This window comes from Adhaeribacter rhizoryzae (assembly GCF_008629685.1).
GTDB lineage: Bacteria > Bacteroidota > Bacteroidia > Cytophagales > Hymenobacteraceae > Adhaeribacter > Adhaeribacter rhizoryzae.
Map to the genome: position 1 here is coordinate 64367 of NZ_VWSF01000022.1, position 16527 is coordinate 80893.

Consider the following 16527-nt stretch of genomic DNA (forward strand, 5'->3'; position numbering starts at 1 on the left):
AACGACCGTAAACAAGTGTAATCCGGCAGTTAATTAAGTACGTTGGGTTTCTTAAAAGCTCTGATCAAAATCATACTGGCAGGCAATATTTGTCATCGTACAGGCACAAAAAGGTTTCTACTTTTAGATAATATTTATTCTGAATAATTATCTAACAGCTTTATAGACCCTGCCAACATGCATACAATATTAGTTCCGGTTGATTATTCCCTGGGTTCGCGCCGGGCTTTAACTTTTGCCATTGATTTAGCCCGTCTTTCACAGGCCAGCATAGTTTTACTACATGCTTTTCATGAGCCATTATCGACCGGAAATGCTTTTAGGGTAGATGAAGCAATAGCACAACTGGAAAAAGAAAAGAATCAGGTTCTGGAAGAATTTGCGAGGGAGGTACAAAGCGATACTGCCAAAAATTTTAGCTTAAAATTTATCAGGCCCCAAAACGTTGCGCCGGATTTACCTGCCAACCAACCGCTGACCAAAAGCGGAAACCATGTATTGGTAAGTGATACCATAGCCGCCGGAAAAGCCACTGTAAAAATTAACTGTGTCAGCAAATTTAGTCTGGCGGCGGAAGCAATTCTGGCAGCGGCTGCTAATTACAAGCCCGATTTAATTATAATGAGCATGCGTGGTGCGGGGGCTGTAAGCCAGGCTGTTATGGGCAGTACCGTATCTGAGGTAATTCAATCGGCGCGGGTACCGGTACTGGCATTACCGGCTGTCGCACCAAGTAAACCAATCCGGAACATTGTTTTTGCCAGCGATCTTACCCATTTACCGGAGGCTTTTTCACTGCGCTCGTTGCAACAAATTACCGGACTTTTTAACGCGCATTTGCAGGTGCTGCATCTTTACCAGGATAATAACCCTAAAGCTGAGCAGACTAAGGTCTTGAAAGCATTGGAATTGCTGGATGAGCAATTGCATGATTTAGATTTTGAAGTACATTTCCGGCAGGAGGCTGATATAGCAACTGGCATTCAGCAGTTTGCGCAGGAGCAGCAAGCCGATTTACTAGCATTGGTGCCGCATCGCCATACCTTTTTGGAAATATTGTTTCGGAAAAGTGTAACCGGCCAGTTTACGCAAAAAGCTAATTTGCCCTTGTTTATTTTGCCAGACCCAAACAAATCACACACTCCGGAACCCCTACCTGTTCGGAAAGCAGTAAATAATTAATATTTATTAGGCAATGTAAAGAAGCATTCGTAGGAATATTAATAAACCGCAGGAGAAAATAGCCTTAGTTTAGTCGCGCTGGTTAAATTAAAAAAGGTAAAAATGTGACTTTAAAATTAGTTGGCTGACCGAAATTAAAAATCAGAATATTTTAGTTTTTGGCAGCTTATGAAATAAGCTTTATTAATAAAATCCCTTTAAGGTAGCTTTATTATAATGAAATAAACTTTTTACTGGTAATTTATTAAAGTGGTAAACGAGGGCATCTGATTTTATTGTACTAAATTAGTCTAGCTGTTAAGCGGTAAGCCTTAACAGACCTAATTGTTTTACTTAGATGCCTTTCCGGGAAAAACTTCTCTTTGTAATTATTGGTTTCTTGTTTCTGTGCGGTTGTAAAGAAAAAGAAGAACCAACCTATACTATTGGCTTTTCGCAGTGTACCGGCAATGATGTTTGGCGCCAGGATATGCTCCGGGGCATGCAACGCGAACTGGCATTTCACCCGAACACCCGTTTACTATACCTGGATGCGGAAGGCAACAGCCAAACCCAGATTAATCAAATAAAAGAATTAATTCGGGCCAAGCCCGACCTGCTTATTGTTTCGCCGAACGAGGCCGAACCCATAACCCCCATTGTAGAAGAAGTTTACCAAAAAGGCATTCCGGTGGTGGTAGTAGACCGTAAAACGGCTTCCTCGTTTTACACGGCTTACGTAGGTGGCAATAATTACGAAGTAGGCAAAACCGCCGGGCAATATATTGGCGCTGCTTTACAGGGGCGGGGCCAGGTACTGGAAATTACCGGATTGCCCAAATCTTCGCCTACCGTAGAGCGGCACCGGGGTTTTTCCGAAGCCATCAGCAAATATCCGGGCATCACCATTATAAAAACCTTTCCAGGCGATTGGGAAAAAAACATAGCTAAAGCACGCCTGCAAAAAAATATTGCCGACCTGCCCACCGTAGATTTGGTTTTTGCCCACAACGACCAGATGGCCCTGGGTGCTCACGAAGTGTTTAAAGAAAAAGGACTATTAGGCAAAACCAAATTTATTGGCATCGATGGGCTGGCCGGGCCTTTGGGGGGCATTCAAATGGTAAACGACGGCATCTTAAACGCTACCATGTTATACCCCACCGGCGGCGAAGAAGCCATCCGGACGGCTATGCAAATATTGCTGAAGAAGCCTTTTAACAAAGAGAATATTTTAAGTACTGCCGTTATCGACTCCTCTAATGCCCGCATGATTAAAATGCAAACCGATAAAATTCTGACCCAGCAGGAAGATATTGAGCGGCAACAAAAACGGAACGATGAGCAAATAGCCCTTTACCGAAACCAGCAAATATTATTGTATTCATTGTCAGGGCTGCTGGTTTGCTCAGTAGTGTTAGGCGCTTGGGCGCTGTATTCTTCCGTAGAAAGAAAAAAAATTAACAAAAAGCTAAAGGCGAAAAACCGGGAAATTGTAGAGCAACGGAATAAAATTCAGGAAATGGCCGATGAAGCCCAGGCCGCAACCGAATCTAAGTTCCGGTTTTTTACCAATATTTCGCACGAGTTCCGGACGCCGCTTACGCTTATTTTGGGGCCCATAGAAGGTTTATTGCACGGCAAAGCCGACCATTTAATGGTAAAGCAGAACTTAAAACTGATTCAGAAAAATGCGCAACGTTTGCTCTGGCTCGTTAATCAATTATTAGATTTCCGGAAGCTGGAAGGTGGCAAAATAAAAGTTAAGGCTACCGAAAATGATTTAATTTTATTTATCCGGGAGATAATGCGGCCCTTTGAGCAATTGGCCAAAAAACACCACATCGAGTTTAAGTTAACAACTAACCTGAGTACTGTACCGGTTTGGTTTGATACAAACATGATGGATAAAGTATTTTTTAACCTTTTATCTAATGCTTTTAAGTTTACCAACGATTACGGCCGGATTCAAATACTCGTAGAAAAAGATGTTAGTTTAAACGTTGTAAATATTAAAGTTAAAGATTCTGGTATTGGCATGTCAGATTCTGAAGCGGGCAAGGCTTTCGAAATGTTTTACCAGGGCCAGCACGCCGCGCATAAAGGTACCGGTTTAGGCTTGCCGCTTTCGAAAGAGTTTATTTCTTTGCACCACGGCGAAATTAAATTAGTTAGCCAACCCAATCAGGGCACCACCTTTACGGTACAATTACAGTTAGGCCAGCAGCATTTTACCGAAGAAGAAAAAACCACCGGCCAGGTAATAACCGGGGAACAATTGGTGGGTAATCATTTGCTGGAAGATGCCAGCGCGGTTTGGGAAATGCCTGCCCATACAGAACCTAAAAAGCACCATGTGCTGGTAATCGAAGATCATCCGGATTTGCGAAATTTCCTGAAGTTTACTTTGCAAACAAGTTACCAGGTTGCCGCCGCCGCCGAGGGACAGCAAGGATTAGCAGAAGCTTACGAAAATAGTCCGGATTTGATTATTTGCGATTTAACACTACCCGACACGGATGGGTTAAAAATAGTAGCTTCCTTAAAAGCTGATCTCCGCACGTCGCATATTCCGGTAATAATTTTAACTGCCCGCACCGGCCTGGAACAACAGGTTGAGGGTATGCAGGTAGGGGCCGATTTATATTTAACTAAGCCTTTCAGCCCGCAGGTTTTAAAAGAAAGTGTTCGTAGTTTGCTAGCTAACCGGCAACTGGTTAAAGAGCGTTTTTCTGCTGGCGAAATACTGCATTTGCCCCCAACCGAAGGCGTTACTATTTCTAAGCTGGATAAAAAGTTTCTGGAAGACTTTAAACGGATTATTGACGCCAAACTGGCCGATCCGGACCTAAGTGTGGAGTACTTAGGTAGGGAAATTGGCTTGTCTAGGGTGCAGTTATACCGCAAAGTTAAAGCCCTGATTGGCTGCAATGTAAATGATTACATCCAAACGGTAAGGCTTAATAAATCCTGTACGCTTTTGCGGCAGCCCCAAGCTTCTATTGCGGATGTAGCCTTTCAGGTTGGGTTTTCTTCGGCTACCTATTTCTCTACTGCTTTTAAAAGCAAGTTCGGGGTTTCGCCCACCGATTATAAAAATCAGCATTTACGTACTGAGCCGGTTTAGAGCGGTTTATCAATCTGGCATTTTCTATTGAATTATTCTCATTTGCTGGTTTGCTGGCGCAAGTGTTAAGCGAAGCGTCACTTGTGTCTAAACATGAAGTAAAGTCTCTGACTTTATTCAGGCTTGAGGCTTGACCTAATATTCACGAATGAGGATGCATTTATACCAGCTAGTATAAATGCCCTTTCATAGCTGAAACTATAAATCCTTTCCTCTCCACCCGTCATTCCGCAGGAATCTCCTGCTTGGATAGGATTACAGGCAAATACCAGCGTTGGCCTATTACCTGTTTTTTTAAACTCATGCAGAAGATTCTTAACAGAATGACAGACTTAGGTAGGCATAGCCATTTGCTGAGTTGCTATGGAGCTTAATATTTACTATTTAGTATTAAAGTCTGGACATACTTTTTTATTTGAATTGTCAGATTCATGATTTAAGCCCCTGGTTCCAAAACCAATAAGATTCCTCTTTTCCCAAGCTATCGCCAGCAAAATCTAAAGTTAAAACAGAATAATACAAGATTATGTCTGTATCAAAATTTAAAATCATGTTACAAATTTTAATTTTTGGTGTAAGGTTAATTAATTTAAATAATTGATAAACAGATAGTTATTGTATTTTTGAGGCATGTATCAAAGTTTAATTTTATTTGATATGATCCTTAACTCCTTCCGCTGACAGACCGCCTACTTTTGATAAAAACAAAATCAAAAAATGGCTAACAAAAAGGTTTTCTTCTGGTCGGTGGTGGTAGCGCTAGGCGGCTTTCTGTTCGGGTTCGATACCGCAGTAATATCGGGAGCCGAAAAATCAATTCAGCAACTCTGGCATTTAAATGTTTTTGAACACGGCCTTACAGTTGCCATCGCGCTTATAGGTACCGTAATGGGTGCCTTGTTAGGCGGTATTCCTTCAGATAAATACGGGCGTAAAACTACCCTCTTCGGTATTGCGGTTTTGTATCTGCTTGCTTCACTGGGTACGGCGCTGGCCCCGGAATGGTATACTTTCCTAATTTTTCGCTTCTTAGGCGGCATTGGGGTGGGAGTATCTTCGGTAACCGCACCTATGTACATTTCGGAAATTGCACCAGCCAAATCGAGGGGTAAACTGGTGGCTTTGTTCCAGTTTAATATTGTATTTGGTATCCTGGTAGCTTATCTGTCTAATTATGCGTTTGCCGGTATTGGCGAAAACGACTGGCGTTGGATGTTGGGCATACAAGCCGTTCCTTCCTTTATTTATTTGGTGCTGGTATTATTTGTGCCGGAAAGCCCGCGCTGGTTAATTCTGAAAAGAGGCAAAGTAGCCGAGGCCGAAAAAACGTTAGCCATTGCTAATCCGGGCATGGATGTAAAGCAAATAATTTTTGAAATAAAGAACTCGGCGCAGGATGAGCAAGGAAAAAAAATGAAGACTTCTTTGTTCTCGAAGCAATATTTTACCCCGGTTACATTAGCAGTATTATTTGCCTTTTTCAACCAGGCTTCGGGCATCAATGCCATTATTTATTATGCTCCCCGCATTTTCGAAATGGCCGGTTTAGGCAAAAGCTCAGCTCTTTTATCTTCGGCTGGTATTGGTTTAATCAACTTCTTGTTTACGTTGCTAGCCATTAACCTCATCGATCGCTTTGGCCGCCGGACGCTCATGCTCATCGGCTCGGTGGGTTTAATTTTAACGCTTAGCCTGGTAGCCAAAGCTTTTTATCTCGAAGAGTTCGATTCCTTTTCTGTTCCGATTTACCTTTTTGTTTATATCGCCTTTTTTGCTTTTTCGCAAGGTGCCGTGCTGTGGGTATTTATTTCCGAAATATTCCCCAACCAGGTAAGAGCTTCCGGTCAGGCCTTGGGCAGTTTTACCCACTGGATTATGGCCGCCTTAATTGCTTTTACCTTTCCCTACATTTCCGAAACGCTCGGCGGCGGCAACACCTTCCTGGTTTTCAGCGGCATGATGGTACTGCAATTAATATTTGTGTGGCGCTTAATGCCCGAAACCAAAGGCACCTCGCTGGAGCAAATCGGGCAAACTGTTGTCATGCACTAATTATTCAATTATTCATCTGAGTTTTCCACCCTTATTTATTAATAATCATGAATTACAAAATAATCTGTTTTGGGGAAACCTTGTGGGATATGCTGCCCAGCGGCCATATGCCGGGTGGTGCCCCCATGAATGTAGCCATTCATTTAAAATACAATAATTACAACCCCATTGTTATTAGCCGGGTGGGTACCGACGATTTAGGCGATGCGCTGTTAGATTTTTTAAAGAAGAAAGAAGTTTCTACCGAATGCATCCAGATTGGCATAACGCATTTAACCGGCGTGGTAAAAGTGAATGTAGATGATAAGAATGAAATCAGCTACAAAATAGTAGAACCAGTGGCCTGGGATTACATTCAATACGAGGAGGAAGTAGCCCAGGTGGTAGCCCAAAGCGATGTTTTTGTGTACGGTAGCCTCGCCGCCCGCAGCACAACTACCCGCGAAACGCTGTTGCAATATTTGCCTATCGCCAAAACGAAAGTATTTGATGTAAATCTGCGGCCGCCGCACTATAACCCGGAGCGCATTCAGCACCTGCTGCAGTTTGCCGACATCGTGAAGATGAACAACCAGGAACTGGAATTAATTATGGGTTGGTTTGGCCGGGCCGGAACCGAAGAGCAGCAGATGGCTTATATCCGCGAAAAGTTCGGGCTGCAAATGGTAATCTTAACCCGCGGCGAAAAAGGAGCTTCTGTTTTGACCGACGAAGGATACTTCCAACATCAGGGCTACAAAGTAGAAGTAGAAGACACCATTGGCAGTGGCGATTCTTTTCTGGCTACTTTCCTCAGCATTTACCTCCAGGAGCAACCCATCGCAGCCTGTTTGCAAAAAGCCTGTCTGGTTGGTGCTTTTGTAGCTTCCCAAAAAGGTGCTACCCCCGCATACGACCCGCAAAATCTGGAAGCTTCTTTTGCCGAAATAGCTTCCTAATTCCTGATTTTTCAAATCTTCAATTTTAGCATTACCACCTAATAATTACTATTCTAAATCTTAAACACATGAAAAGAATCTTTTACTTAGTTATGCTATTTCTCGGGGCGGCGCAAATCCTGTACGCCCAGAACAGCATAACCGTATCCGGGAAGGTAACTTCCGAAATCGGAGAACCCATGCCCGGCGTAAGCCTTGCCATAAAAGGAACCACTTCCGGTACCACCACCAATGCCGATGGTACCTTTTCGGTGTCGGTGCCTAATCCCAATGCCGTATTAGTGGTTTCCTTTATTGGTTATACCAACCAAGAGGTACCCGTTAATAACCAAACTACCTTAAATATTACCCTGCAGCCCGATGCCAAAGCTTTGGAAGAAGTGGTAGTAACCGGTTACCAAACCGAGAAAAAAGCCGATTTAACTGGTGCAGTGGCCGTGGTAAACCTGACCCAGGTAAAAGATATTCCGGCTGGGAACCCCATGCGTACTTTACAAGGCCGGGTACCCGGGCTTTACGTGGAGGCAACCGGTCAGCCCAACGGCGGCAACAGCCGGGTATTAATCAGGGGTTTAAATACCTTAGGTGATCCCAATCCGCTTTATGTGATAGATGGCGTGCCGACTAAAGATGCGCAGGTGTTCGCCAGTATAAACCCTAGCTCTATTGCTTCGGTACAGGTGTTAAAAGATGCATCGGCCGCTTCTATTTATGGTGCCAGGGCTTCTAATGGCGTAATCATCGTCACCACCAAAGATGGGAAAGGAAAAGAAGGACAGGAAAGAATATCGGTTCAGTTTAATTCCAATGTATCGGTACAATCCGAAAAGCCCTGGCGAGAAGATGTGCTAACTGCCGAAGAGCGGGGCCGTGCCCTTTGGCAGGGTGCTGTTAACGACCGAACTAACCCAACTTCCGCCCTTTATACCTACGACTGGAACAATGATTTTAATAACCCAGTCCTGAATAAAGTAAATATTGTGCCTATTGTAGGCGGCGATCCGCTGCAGCCAGCCGGTAATACCGATTGGCAGGATGCCGCTTACGAAAGAGCCATTGTTACCCAACAAGACCTTACCTTAACAGCCGGAACAAATAAAAGCAGTTTGCTTATTAACTTGGGGTATTTTAAAAATACCGGCATGCTGAAATATACCAATTTCGATAGGTACAGCACCCGCATTAATGCCTACACCACTTTCCTGAACGACAAAGTTAAAATTGGCGAAAATCTGCAATTATCCCGGTCATCGGAAACTTTACAAGTAAACGATTTGGGCGGGGTTCCTACTACCGAACTAGCCGTTACATTGGCCCCTACTTTACCCGTGCTCAGAACCGATGGAACCTATGCCGGCCCGATTGGAGCTGGTTACTCCGACCGCAATAATCCGGTGCATATGCAATACCTGAACCGCTGGGACAAGAATAACCGCTTAAATGCCATTGGTAATATTTATGCCGAAGTTACACCCAAAAAGGGTTTGGTATTTAGAACTAGTTTAGGAGCAGATTATTCAAATTCCTTATTCAAAAATATTGAGCCGGCTTTTCAGGAAGGCTTTTTGGGCAGAGATATTAACAGCTTATCACTACAGCAGGGCAATGAACTTACTTTAACCTGGGCCAATACGGCTAATTACCAGTTTGAAGTTGGTCAGCACCGCATCAATGCTTTGGCTGGTACCGAAGCTATCCGCAATGACTTTCAGGGTTTTGGCGCTTTCCGGGAAGGTTTTACCACCGAAGACGAAAATTATTATGTACTAAATGCCGGTACCGGCCGGAGTACCAATAATGGTATGGTTACCGGTTATCGTTTATTCTCCTTATTCGGAAAAGTTAACTATGCCTACGGCGAAAAATATTTAGCCTCTGTTACGTTGCGTCGCGATGGTTCTTCCAGGTTTGGTTCCGAAAACCAATTTGGTTTATTCCCGGCTTTTACCTTGGGTTGGCGGATTAACGAAGAAGAATTTCTCAAAAACATTGGTGCTATTTCCAACTTAAAACTAAGAGCCGGGGTAGGCCGGGTGGGTAACCAGGAAATTGGCAATATTGCCAGATACGGGTTATACCAGCCAAATTATGGTACCAGAATAGGCGACCATTTAAACACCGGAACTGCCTATGATCTGAACGGTGCCAATCAGGGAACCTTACCTTCGGGTTATGTTCAGATTCAGGGTGAAAACCAAAGTTTGAAATGGGAATCAACTAATGAGTTAAACGTGGGGGTAGATTTTGGTTTTTTAAACGAAAAGTTATCCGGCTCCTTTGATTATTTCACCCGCAGAACAGAAGATATATTAATTCAACCTCCAGTTGCCAGCGCAGTTGGCGAAGGCAGAGTAAAATGGCTGAACGGTGCTACCAAAAGCAATAAAGGCTGGGAAATGTTGCTGACCTACCAGAATACCACGCCAGGGGGTATAAACTACAGCATCACGGGCAATGCCGCTCACTTTAAAGATAAAATTACCGAGCTGCCGGCAGAAGTGCGTACGGCATACCCCGGTAGTGTCGAAAAATCCATCATCGGGCAATCGCAACTGGCGGTATTTGGCTATAAAACCAACGGTATATTCCAGAACCAAGCCGAAGTAGATGCCCACGCTATGCAAACCGGAAAAGATGTAGGCCGCATCCGCTACGTAGACCTTAACAATGATGGCGTAATTAATGCCTCGGACCGGGATTGGTTAGGAACTTTGTTACCGAGCATGGAATATGGTTTAAGAGTAGATGTCGCTTATAAAAACTTTGATTTGTCTGTTTTTGGTTCTGGTGTAGCCGGCAAAACTGGCTTTGACCCTGCCCGACAATTTAACTCCTTCTTAACGGTAAATCAGAACAACGGACCGGGAGTACTGAATGCCTGGACCCCTCAGAATACCAGTTCCAACACCCCAATGTTATCGCTGGTGAATAAAAACGATGAATACCGGACTTCAGATTTCTTTATGATAAATGGCTCTTATGCCAAACTGCGGAATGTGCAGTTAGGCTATACGTTGCCAGCAGAGCTTACTTCAAGAGTAAAAATGCAAACCCTGCGCTTTTACCTGATTGGCCAAAACTTGTTTGCCATCAAAAGCAAAGAATATTTAGGTAAAGACCCCGAAAGAATTGGTGGTTTTGGCAACTGGCCACAACCTACCTCTTACACCTTAGGCGTAAACGTCGCATTTTAATTACTAACAGCATTTACAATCATGAAAAAGAATCTATATAAAATATTCATAGCCGCCACCTTAGTTCTATCTGTTGGCTGTAAAGATTACCTGGAATACGAACCAAAAGGAACGCTCACCGCCAATCAGCTCACCACCCCAGATAAAGTAGACCAATTAGTAACTGCCGCCTACGCAGCCATTGGCAACGATTTCTGGGATGGACCAATTACCAGTATGTGGGCCTACGGCAGTGTGCGCTCCGACGATGCTTATAAAGGTGGCGGTAGTGTGGGCGATGTGGGCGAATACAACACGTATGAACAATACAACCTGGTTACGCCTACCACCATTGGTAATGCTAACAACACCTGGACCCGCGCTTACGGGGCTATTTCGCGAGCAAATTTTGCCTTAAAGGCACTTAATGGCTTAACCGATGCAGATTTTGAAAATAAAAAGGTGCGCCAGGGCGAACTACGTTTTTTAAGAGGGCACATGCATTTTCTGCTGAAAGTATTATTCAAGAACATCCCGTACATTGATGAAACCCTTTCGGAAGAAGATATATTAAAAGTATCTAACCGGCAGTATACCAATGATGAATTATGGAATAAAATTGCCGAAGATTTTCAAGTTGCCATTGATAACCTGCCCGAAACCCAGTCGCAGGTAGGCCGTGCCAATAAATTAGCGGCTAAAGCTTATCTGGCGAAGGTGCGGCTTTACCAGGCTTACCAGCAGGATGAAAACCATAAGGTAACCAGCATTAACCCGCAACGATTAAACGAAGTAGTAGCCTTAACAACCGAGGTTACCAATTCTAATAAATACCGGTTGCAGCCTGATTTTGCCGAAAATTTTCTGTACGGATTTGATAACGGGCCAGAATCTGTATTTGCGGTTCAGTTTTCCATAAATGATGGAACCGAAATAGGCCGGCTCAGTATGGCTACGAGCCTGAATTACAGTTTGGCACCGCAATATGGATGCTGCTGGTTTCATATTCCGTCGCAGAACATGGTAAACGCCTTTAAAACCACCGCCACCGGACTTCCGCAGTTCGATACCTTTAATAACGAAGTTGTAACCGATGCCGATCTTACCCCAACCGGCAAACCTGTTGATCCCCGCTTGGATCATACCGTTGGTGTGCAGGGCCACCCTTTTAAATACAACCCAAGTGTTATTTACAACCACAGTTGGGAGCGGATTCCGGAATTGTACGGAGGCTTTGGCAACATGAAAGAACAGCAGGAAGCTACCAGTTCCAGTTTCAAAAAGGTCGGGCCATTTTACGGCAGCGCTAAAAATATCGATATTATCCGGTATGCCGATGTGCTGCTTTGGCAAGCCGAAGCGCTTATTGAGTTAGGCCGCCAAGCTGAAGCTTTACCCCTTATTAATCAAATAAGAGCCAGGGCTAAAAACAGTACCAACCGGACAAAACTGGCTAATGGTACCAGTCCCTCTAACTATAATATTAATGAATATGTAAACGGCGTAAATATCACCTGGAACCAGGAAAATGCCCGCAAAGCTTTACAATGGGAAAGAAGATTGGAATTCGCGATGGAGAGTCCGCGATTTTTCGACCTGGTACGTTGGGGTATTGCGGCCGAAACCCTGAACGCTTACCTGAATGTAGAAAAAACCAGGAAAACGTTTTTGTCGGCGGCTAAATTTACCAAAGGCAGAGACGAATATTTCCCGATTCCGCAGAGAGAAATTGATTTTACCAAAGGTTTATATGTGCAAAATCCGGGGTACTAACCAACATAACGAAAAACTAAGATCAGGTTAAAAGGATGCTCATAAAGGAATAATTTATTGTCATTCAGGAGGAAACTTGTTTGTGACCTTCTAACAAGTTTCCTCCTGAATGACACCTTTGGATTAGACGTTGCCGATTAATAAAATTTGCATTATCTCAGTTATAATATTTAGGAATAGCTACGATGAATGTTGCCAAATTCCGCAGCAGATTGATTGTGGAATTAATTTGAAAGAGGAAAATATTAAAACAACAAATAAATCAACCAACCGGAAAGCTAACTGAATCTCAGAATCCGCTTTGCTTTCCGGTTTACTTAACCCTTAATTTACTTATGAAAAAAATAACCTTAGGAATTGCCTTATGCGGGCTGCTTTATAGTTGCAGTTCGAAACAAACTTCCTCAGAAGGAAACAATACAACCACCACGGATAAAAACCAGGCCGAAGCCGGAAAAGCAACAGCGGCTACTTTTGATGAGTTGCACCGGCCCCAGTTTCATTTTACGCCGCCTGCCGGCTGGATGAACGACCCCAACGGTATGGTTTACCACAATGGCGAGTACCATTTGTTTTACCAGCATAACCCCGATAGTACCGTTTGGGGACCGATGCACTGGGGACACGCCGTGAGTAAAGACCTGGTAAGTTGGGAGCACCTGCCCATTGCTTTATACCCCGATAGCCTGGGTACGATATTTTCCGGAAGTGCCGTAATAGATAAAAATAATACTTCTGATCTGGGTACCAAAGATAACCCGGCCATGGTGGCTATTTATACCTACCACAATGCCGAAGGTGAAAAAGCCGGTCGCAACGATTACCAAACCCAGGGCGTTGCCTACAGCCTGGATAATGGCCGCACCTGGACTAAATACAAAGCCAACCCGGTCTTAAAAAATCCCGGCATTAAAGATTTCCGCGACCCAAAAGTATCGTGGTACGACAAAGGGCAAAAATGGATAATGACTTTAGCAGTTAAGGACCATATCAGCTTTTATTCTTCTAAAAACTTATTAAACTGGACGAAAGAAAGTGATTTTGGCGCGGATATTGGCGGACACGGCGGCGTATGGGAATGCCCGGATTTATTTACACTGCCTATTGCGGGTACCAACGAAGAAAAGTGGATCTTGATTGTAAATATTAACCCGGGCGCACCCAACGGCGGCTCCGGTACGCAATATTTTGTGGGGGAGTTTGATGGTAAAAACTTTGTGCTGGATAATAATTTTAAAGCGCAGTTAACCGGACAGAGCACTACACCAGGCACCGTTAAAAAAGGCGAAGGTATCTGGCTGGACTACGGCAAAGATAATTATGCCGGCATTACCTGGGCCAATGTGCCAGAAACGGATGGCCGCCGCTTATTTATTGGCTGGATGAGTAACTGGCAGTACGCCAACGAGGTGCCTACCCAAAACTGGCGCAGCGCCACCACCGTAGCCCGCACCCTAACTCTCGAAAATACGCCGGCCGGTTTACGCGTGGCATCGCAGCCCGTAAAAGAGTTACAGAATATTTACGCTACTACCCACAAACTAACCGCCCAAACCGTAACCGATGCTTTAAATATTTCTGAAAAACTTTCGCTAAACACCCCAACCTTCGAAACCAACTTAGAACTGGAACTTGCGGGCGGTGTCGGTGGGTTTGCCGTGGAATTGGCTAATTCTAAAAACCAGCGAATATTAATTGGCTACGATGCTGCTGGCAACCGGTATTACATCGATCGCACCCAATCTGGACCAAGCAGTTTTTCTAAAGATTTTGCCGGCATCCATTACGCACCCCGCATTGCCACCGGCAGTAAATTCCTGGTAAAATTATTGGTTGATGTAGCGTCGGTAGAATTATTTGCCGATAACGGAAAAACCGTAATGACCGAAATATTCTTCCCGGATGAAAAATTTACCCGGTTGCGCTTAATACCGAACAAAGGCCAGGTAAAACTTAATGCCGGTACTGTAACCGAACTAAAATCTATCTGGAACAAGGCCGAGTAAGGCTAATAGTGCTTGCAATTTTAAGGAATTTAAAATATACCTTTTAGTTAACCGGAGCTTAGCAAAAGCCTTAATATTTTATAAAATATTATACCCTAATCAAATCAATATTGCACTTTTAAATAATGCAAAGGATGTACCTTCCACCACGGTCATTCTGCAGAATTCTAAGAATTCCAAGAGAATCTTATTGGCTACCTGCTAATAAGATTCCTCCGGAATGACCGTGGTGGGTGGATATTAGGTTATAATTATTTTATTGTTTTATAAGTACAAATCCTGTTTAATATGAGTATTAGGTGCTATTGCTAAGCTCTGGAATAATATTTATAGGTAACCCTTCTGGAAAACAGTTTAAAATAAGGACTATCTCATTCAGATAAATTTTCTTGTGATATCAACCTCTAGGTTTAGGCTTCTGTTTTTAAGCGGTTTACCCGGAACCAGCGGTAACCGTATTCATCTAAATCTAGCTGAGTGGTTTCTTCGGTTGTGGGCTCATATGTGCGGTTGCTGAAAATATCTACTAATTGCCGGGCATGGTACCGGCGGCTTTTTAGCTTAAACCGAACAGGCTTGCCCGACAGGTTATGCGCAATTAACAAAGCGTTGCCTTCGAATTCGTAAGTTAAAACCAGCACGTGCGGATTGTCGGTGTTTTGTACGTTGGCCGGGGCCCGGCCAATTTCCCGGCAATGTTTGCGCATCCGGGTTAGCCGTTTCATCCACGCGAGTAAAGAATTTTCGTCCTGTTGCTGACTTTCGGCATTTACTTTTTTAATGCCATACGGCCCTTGCAGCAGGGGAGCGCGGAATAATTTTTTAGCCGGAACCGTAGAAAAGCCGCCATTGGTACCGGCACTCCATTGCATCGGTATCCGGACGCTGGTGCGCCCTTCCAGCGCCAGGTCTTCTCCCAAACCAATCTCATCGCCGTAAATTAATAGGGGAGAACCGGGCAACGAAAATAATAAACTGTAAGCCATTTCCAGGTGTTGGCGGTTACCGTTCAGCATGGGTGCCAGGCGCCGCCGAATGCCGCGGTTGTAAATGCGCATATCTTCTTCCGGAGCAAATTTCTTGAACACGTCCTGCCGTTCTTCTTCGGTCAGTTTGCCCAGGTTTAATTCGTCCAGGTTTCGTAAAAAATTAGTCCACTGGCAGGTTTTAGGCGGCATGGGGATTTTTAGGGCTTCCGCAATGGGTTGAGCTTCTTCGCGGGCTAGCCCCAGGAACAAATAATTATCCAGAATAAAATTAAACAAGGAATTAAACCGATCGCCTCTCCCGAAAAAGTCCGGAATTTTTTGGGGTTCTACATCGGCTTCGGCGAGTAAAATAGCTTCTTTGTTTTTGTTCGTTACGGTTTTCCGTAGTTTTTTCAGAAAGCCAACCGGGTTCCGGATTTCGTCTTCTTTCACGCCATTGTCGCCCATAATAAAAGTAGCGGCATCTACCCGGAAACCATCAATTTTAAAGGCCAGCCAGAACTCCATAATCGACATAATTTCGTGCTGCACATCGGGGTTGTCAATATTTAAATCGGGCTGAAAACTGTAGAAGTGATGAAAATAAAAAGCACCGGCCCGTTTTTCGTAAGTCCAAACGTCGTTTTCCTGACCAGGAAAACTAGGCGGCGGCGTTTTTTCGGGTTTTTCCTCGCTCCAGATGTAATATTTATGAAACTTAGAACTGGGGTCGTTACTGGCCGCGTGAAACCAGTGGTGTTCGTTGGAAGTGTGGTGAATAATTAAATCAATAATAACCCGAATATTGTGCTCCTTGGCGGCGGCAATAAAATCTGAAAAATCCTGTAAATTACCTAGGCGGCTATCGATGGAATAATAATCTTTTACATCGTAGCCATTGTCGCGGTTGGGGCTGGTAAAAAATGGCAGCAGCCACAAACAGGTAACACCTAAATCTTCGAGGTAACCGAGCCGGCTGGTAAGCCCCTTAAAATCGCCGATGCCGTCGCCGTTGCCATCCTGAAAGCTTTCTACATCTATGGCGTAGAATATTGCCTCTTTGTACCAAAGTTCATCCATTTTTTGCTGCTGTTCTGTATTTAATTAGTGCCGTTGCCGGCGTAATAATATTTCCTTTAGTTTCTGCCGGTCAGCCAGGTTTCTGTGCCAGCTAACCGATTTCAAAATTTTACCGGAAATTGTTAATCCGAAAGTTTACGGGGAAGCAATGGGGAGGTTATTGCGGAACCATTATATTAGAACAAGTACCCGCCTAGGTAATTTATTTAGAAGCCGTTACTTGCTTTTTATCAGCGTTTAAGAACATTT

Annotated in this window: 8 protein-coding genes; 7 read left to right on the forward strand and 1 reads right to left on the reverse strand. The window is 44.0% G+C overall.

Annotated features, from left to right (window positions below; genetic code table 11):
- The first annotated feature begins 177 nt into the window (after positions 1-177).
- The 7 genes from F0145_RS21000 to F0145_RS21030 all read left to right on the forward strand — a co-directional run bounded on the left by F0145_RS21000 (position 178) and on the right by F0145_RS21030 (position 14230).
- Positions 178-1182: a universal stress protein gene (locus F0145_RS21000; protein WP_150091655.1), complete on the forward strand. Its 1005-nt coding sequence runs from the start codon at positions 178-180 to the stop codon at positions 1180-1182.
- Positions 1183-1519: 337 nt separating this feature from the next.
- Complete coding sequence (locus F0145_RS21005) at positions 1520-4288, forward strand: hybrid sensor histidine kinase/response regulator transcription factor (RefSeq protein WP_150091657.1); 2769 nt, start codon at positions 1520-1522, stop codon at positions 4286-4288.
- 717 nt (positions 4289-5005) lie between these two features.
- Positions 5006-6340: a sugar porter family MFS transporter gene (locus tag F0145_RS21010; protein ID WP_150091659.1), complete on the forward strand. Its 1335-nt coding sequence runs from the start codon at positions 5006-5008 to the stop codon at positions 6338-6340.
- A 47-nt stretch (positions 6341-6387) separates the two neighbouring features.
- Positions 6388-7278, forward strand: a complete 891-nt coding sequence (locus F0145_RS21015) for a carbohydrate kinase family protein (RefSeq protein ID WP_150091661.1) — start codon at positions 6388-6390, stop codon at positions 7276-7278.
- Between the two features lie 68 nt (positions 7279-7346).
- Positions 7347-10472: a SusC/RagA family TonB-linked outer membrane protein gene (locus F0145_RS21020; protein ID WP_150091663.1), complete on the forward strand. Its 3126-nt coding sequence runs from the start codon at positions 7347-7349 to the stop codon at positions 10470-10472.
- A gap of 21 nt (positions 10473-10493) precedes the next feature.
- The gene (locus tag F0145_RS21025; RefSeq protein ID WP_150091665.1) at positions 10494-12224 is read left to right on the forward strand and encodes a RagB/SusD family nutrient uptake outer membrane protein; all 1731 of its coding nucleotides are present in this window, start codon (positions 10494-10496) and stop codon (positions 12222-12224) included.
- Positions 12225-12559: 335 nt separating this feature from the next.
- The gene (locus F0145_RS21030; RefSeq protein ID WP_150091667.1) at positions 12560-14230 is read left to right on the forward strand and encodes a glycoside hydrolase family 32 protein; all 1671 of its coding nucleotides are present in this window, start codon (positions 12560-12562) and stop codon (positions 14228-14230) included.
- A 410-nt stretch (positions 14231-14640) separates the two neighbouring features.
- On the opposite strand, the gene F0145_RS21035 is transcribed toward F0145_RS21030, so the two are convergent.
- Positions 14641-16278, reverse strand: a complete 1638-nt coding sequence (locus F0145_RS21035; protein WP_150091669.1) for an alpha-amylase family protein — start codon at positions 16276-16278, stop codon at positions 14641-14643.
- Between the last annotated feature and the right edge of the window lie 249 nt (positions 16279-16527).

Bases quoted from the DNA above. Each gene is read 5' to 3' on its own strand.
- F0145_RS21000 (WP_150091655.1), top strand. From the start codon at position 178: ATGCATACAATATTAGTTCCGGTTGATTATTCCCTGGGTTCGCGCCGG.
- F0145_RS21005 (WP_150091657.1), top strand. From the start codon at position 1,520: ATGCCTTTCCGGGAAAAACTTCTCTTTGTAATTATTGGTTTCTTGTTT.
- F0145_RS21010 (WP_150091659.1), top strand. From the start codon at position 5,006: ATGGCTAACAAAAAGGTTTTCTTCTGGTCGGTGGTGGTAGCGCTAGGC.
- F0145_RS21015 (WP_150091661.1), top strand. From the start codon at position 6,388: ATGAATTACAAAATAATCTGTTTTGGGGAAACCTTGTGGGATATGCTG.
- F0145_RS21020 (WP_150091663.1), top strand. From the start codon at position 7,347: ATGAAAAGAATCTTTTACTTAGTTATGCTATTTCTCGGGGCGGCGCAA.
- F0145_RS21025 (WP_150091665.1), top strand. From the start codon at position 10,494: ATGAAAAAGAATCTATATAAAATATTCATAGCCGCCACCTTAGTTCTA.
- F0145_RS21030 (WP_150091667.1), top strand. From the start codon at position 12,560: ATGAAAAAAATAACCTTAGGAATTGCCTTATGCGGGCTGCTTTATAGT.
- F0145_RS21035 (WP_150091669.1), bottom strand. From the start codon at position 16,278: ATGGATGAACTTTGGTACAAAGAGGCAATATTCTACGCCATAGATGTA.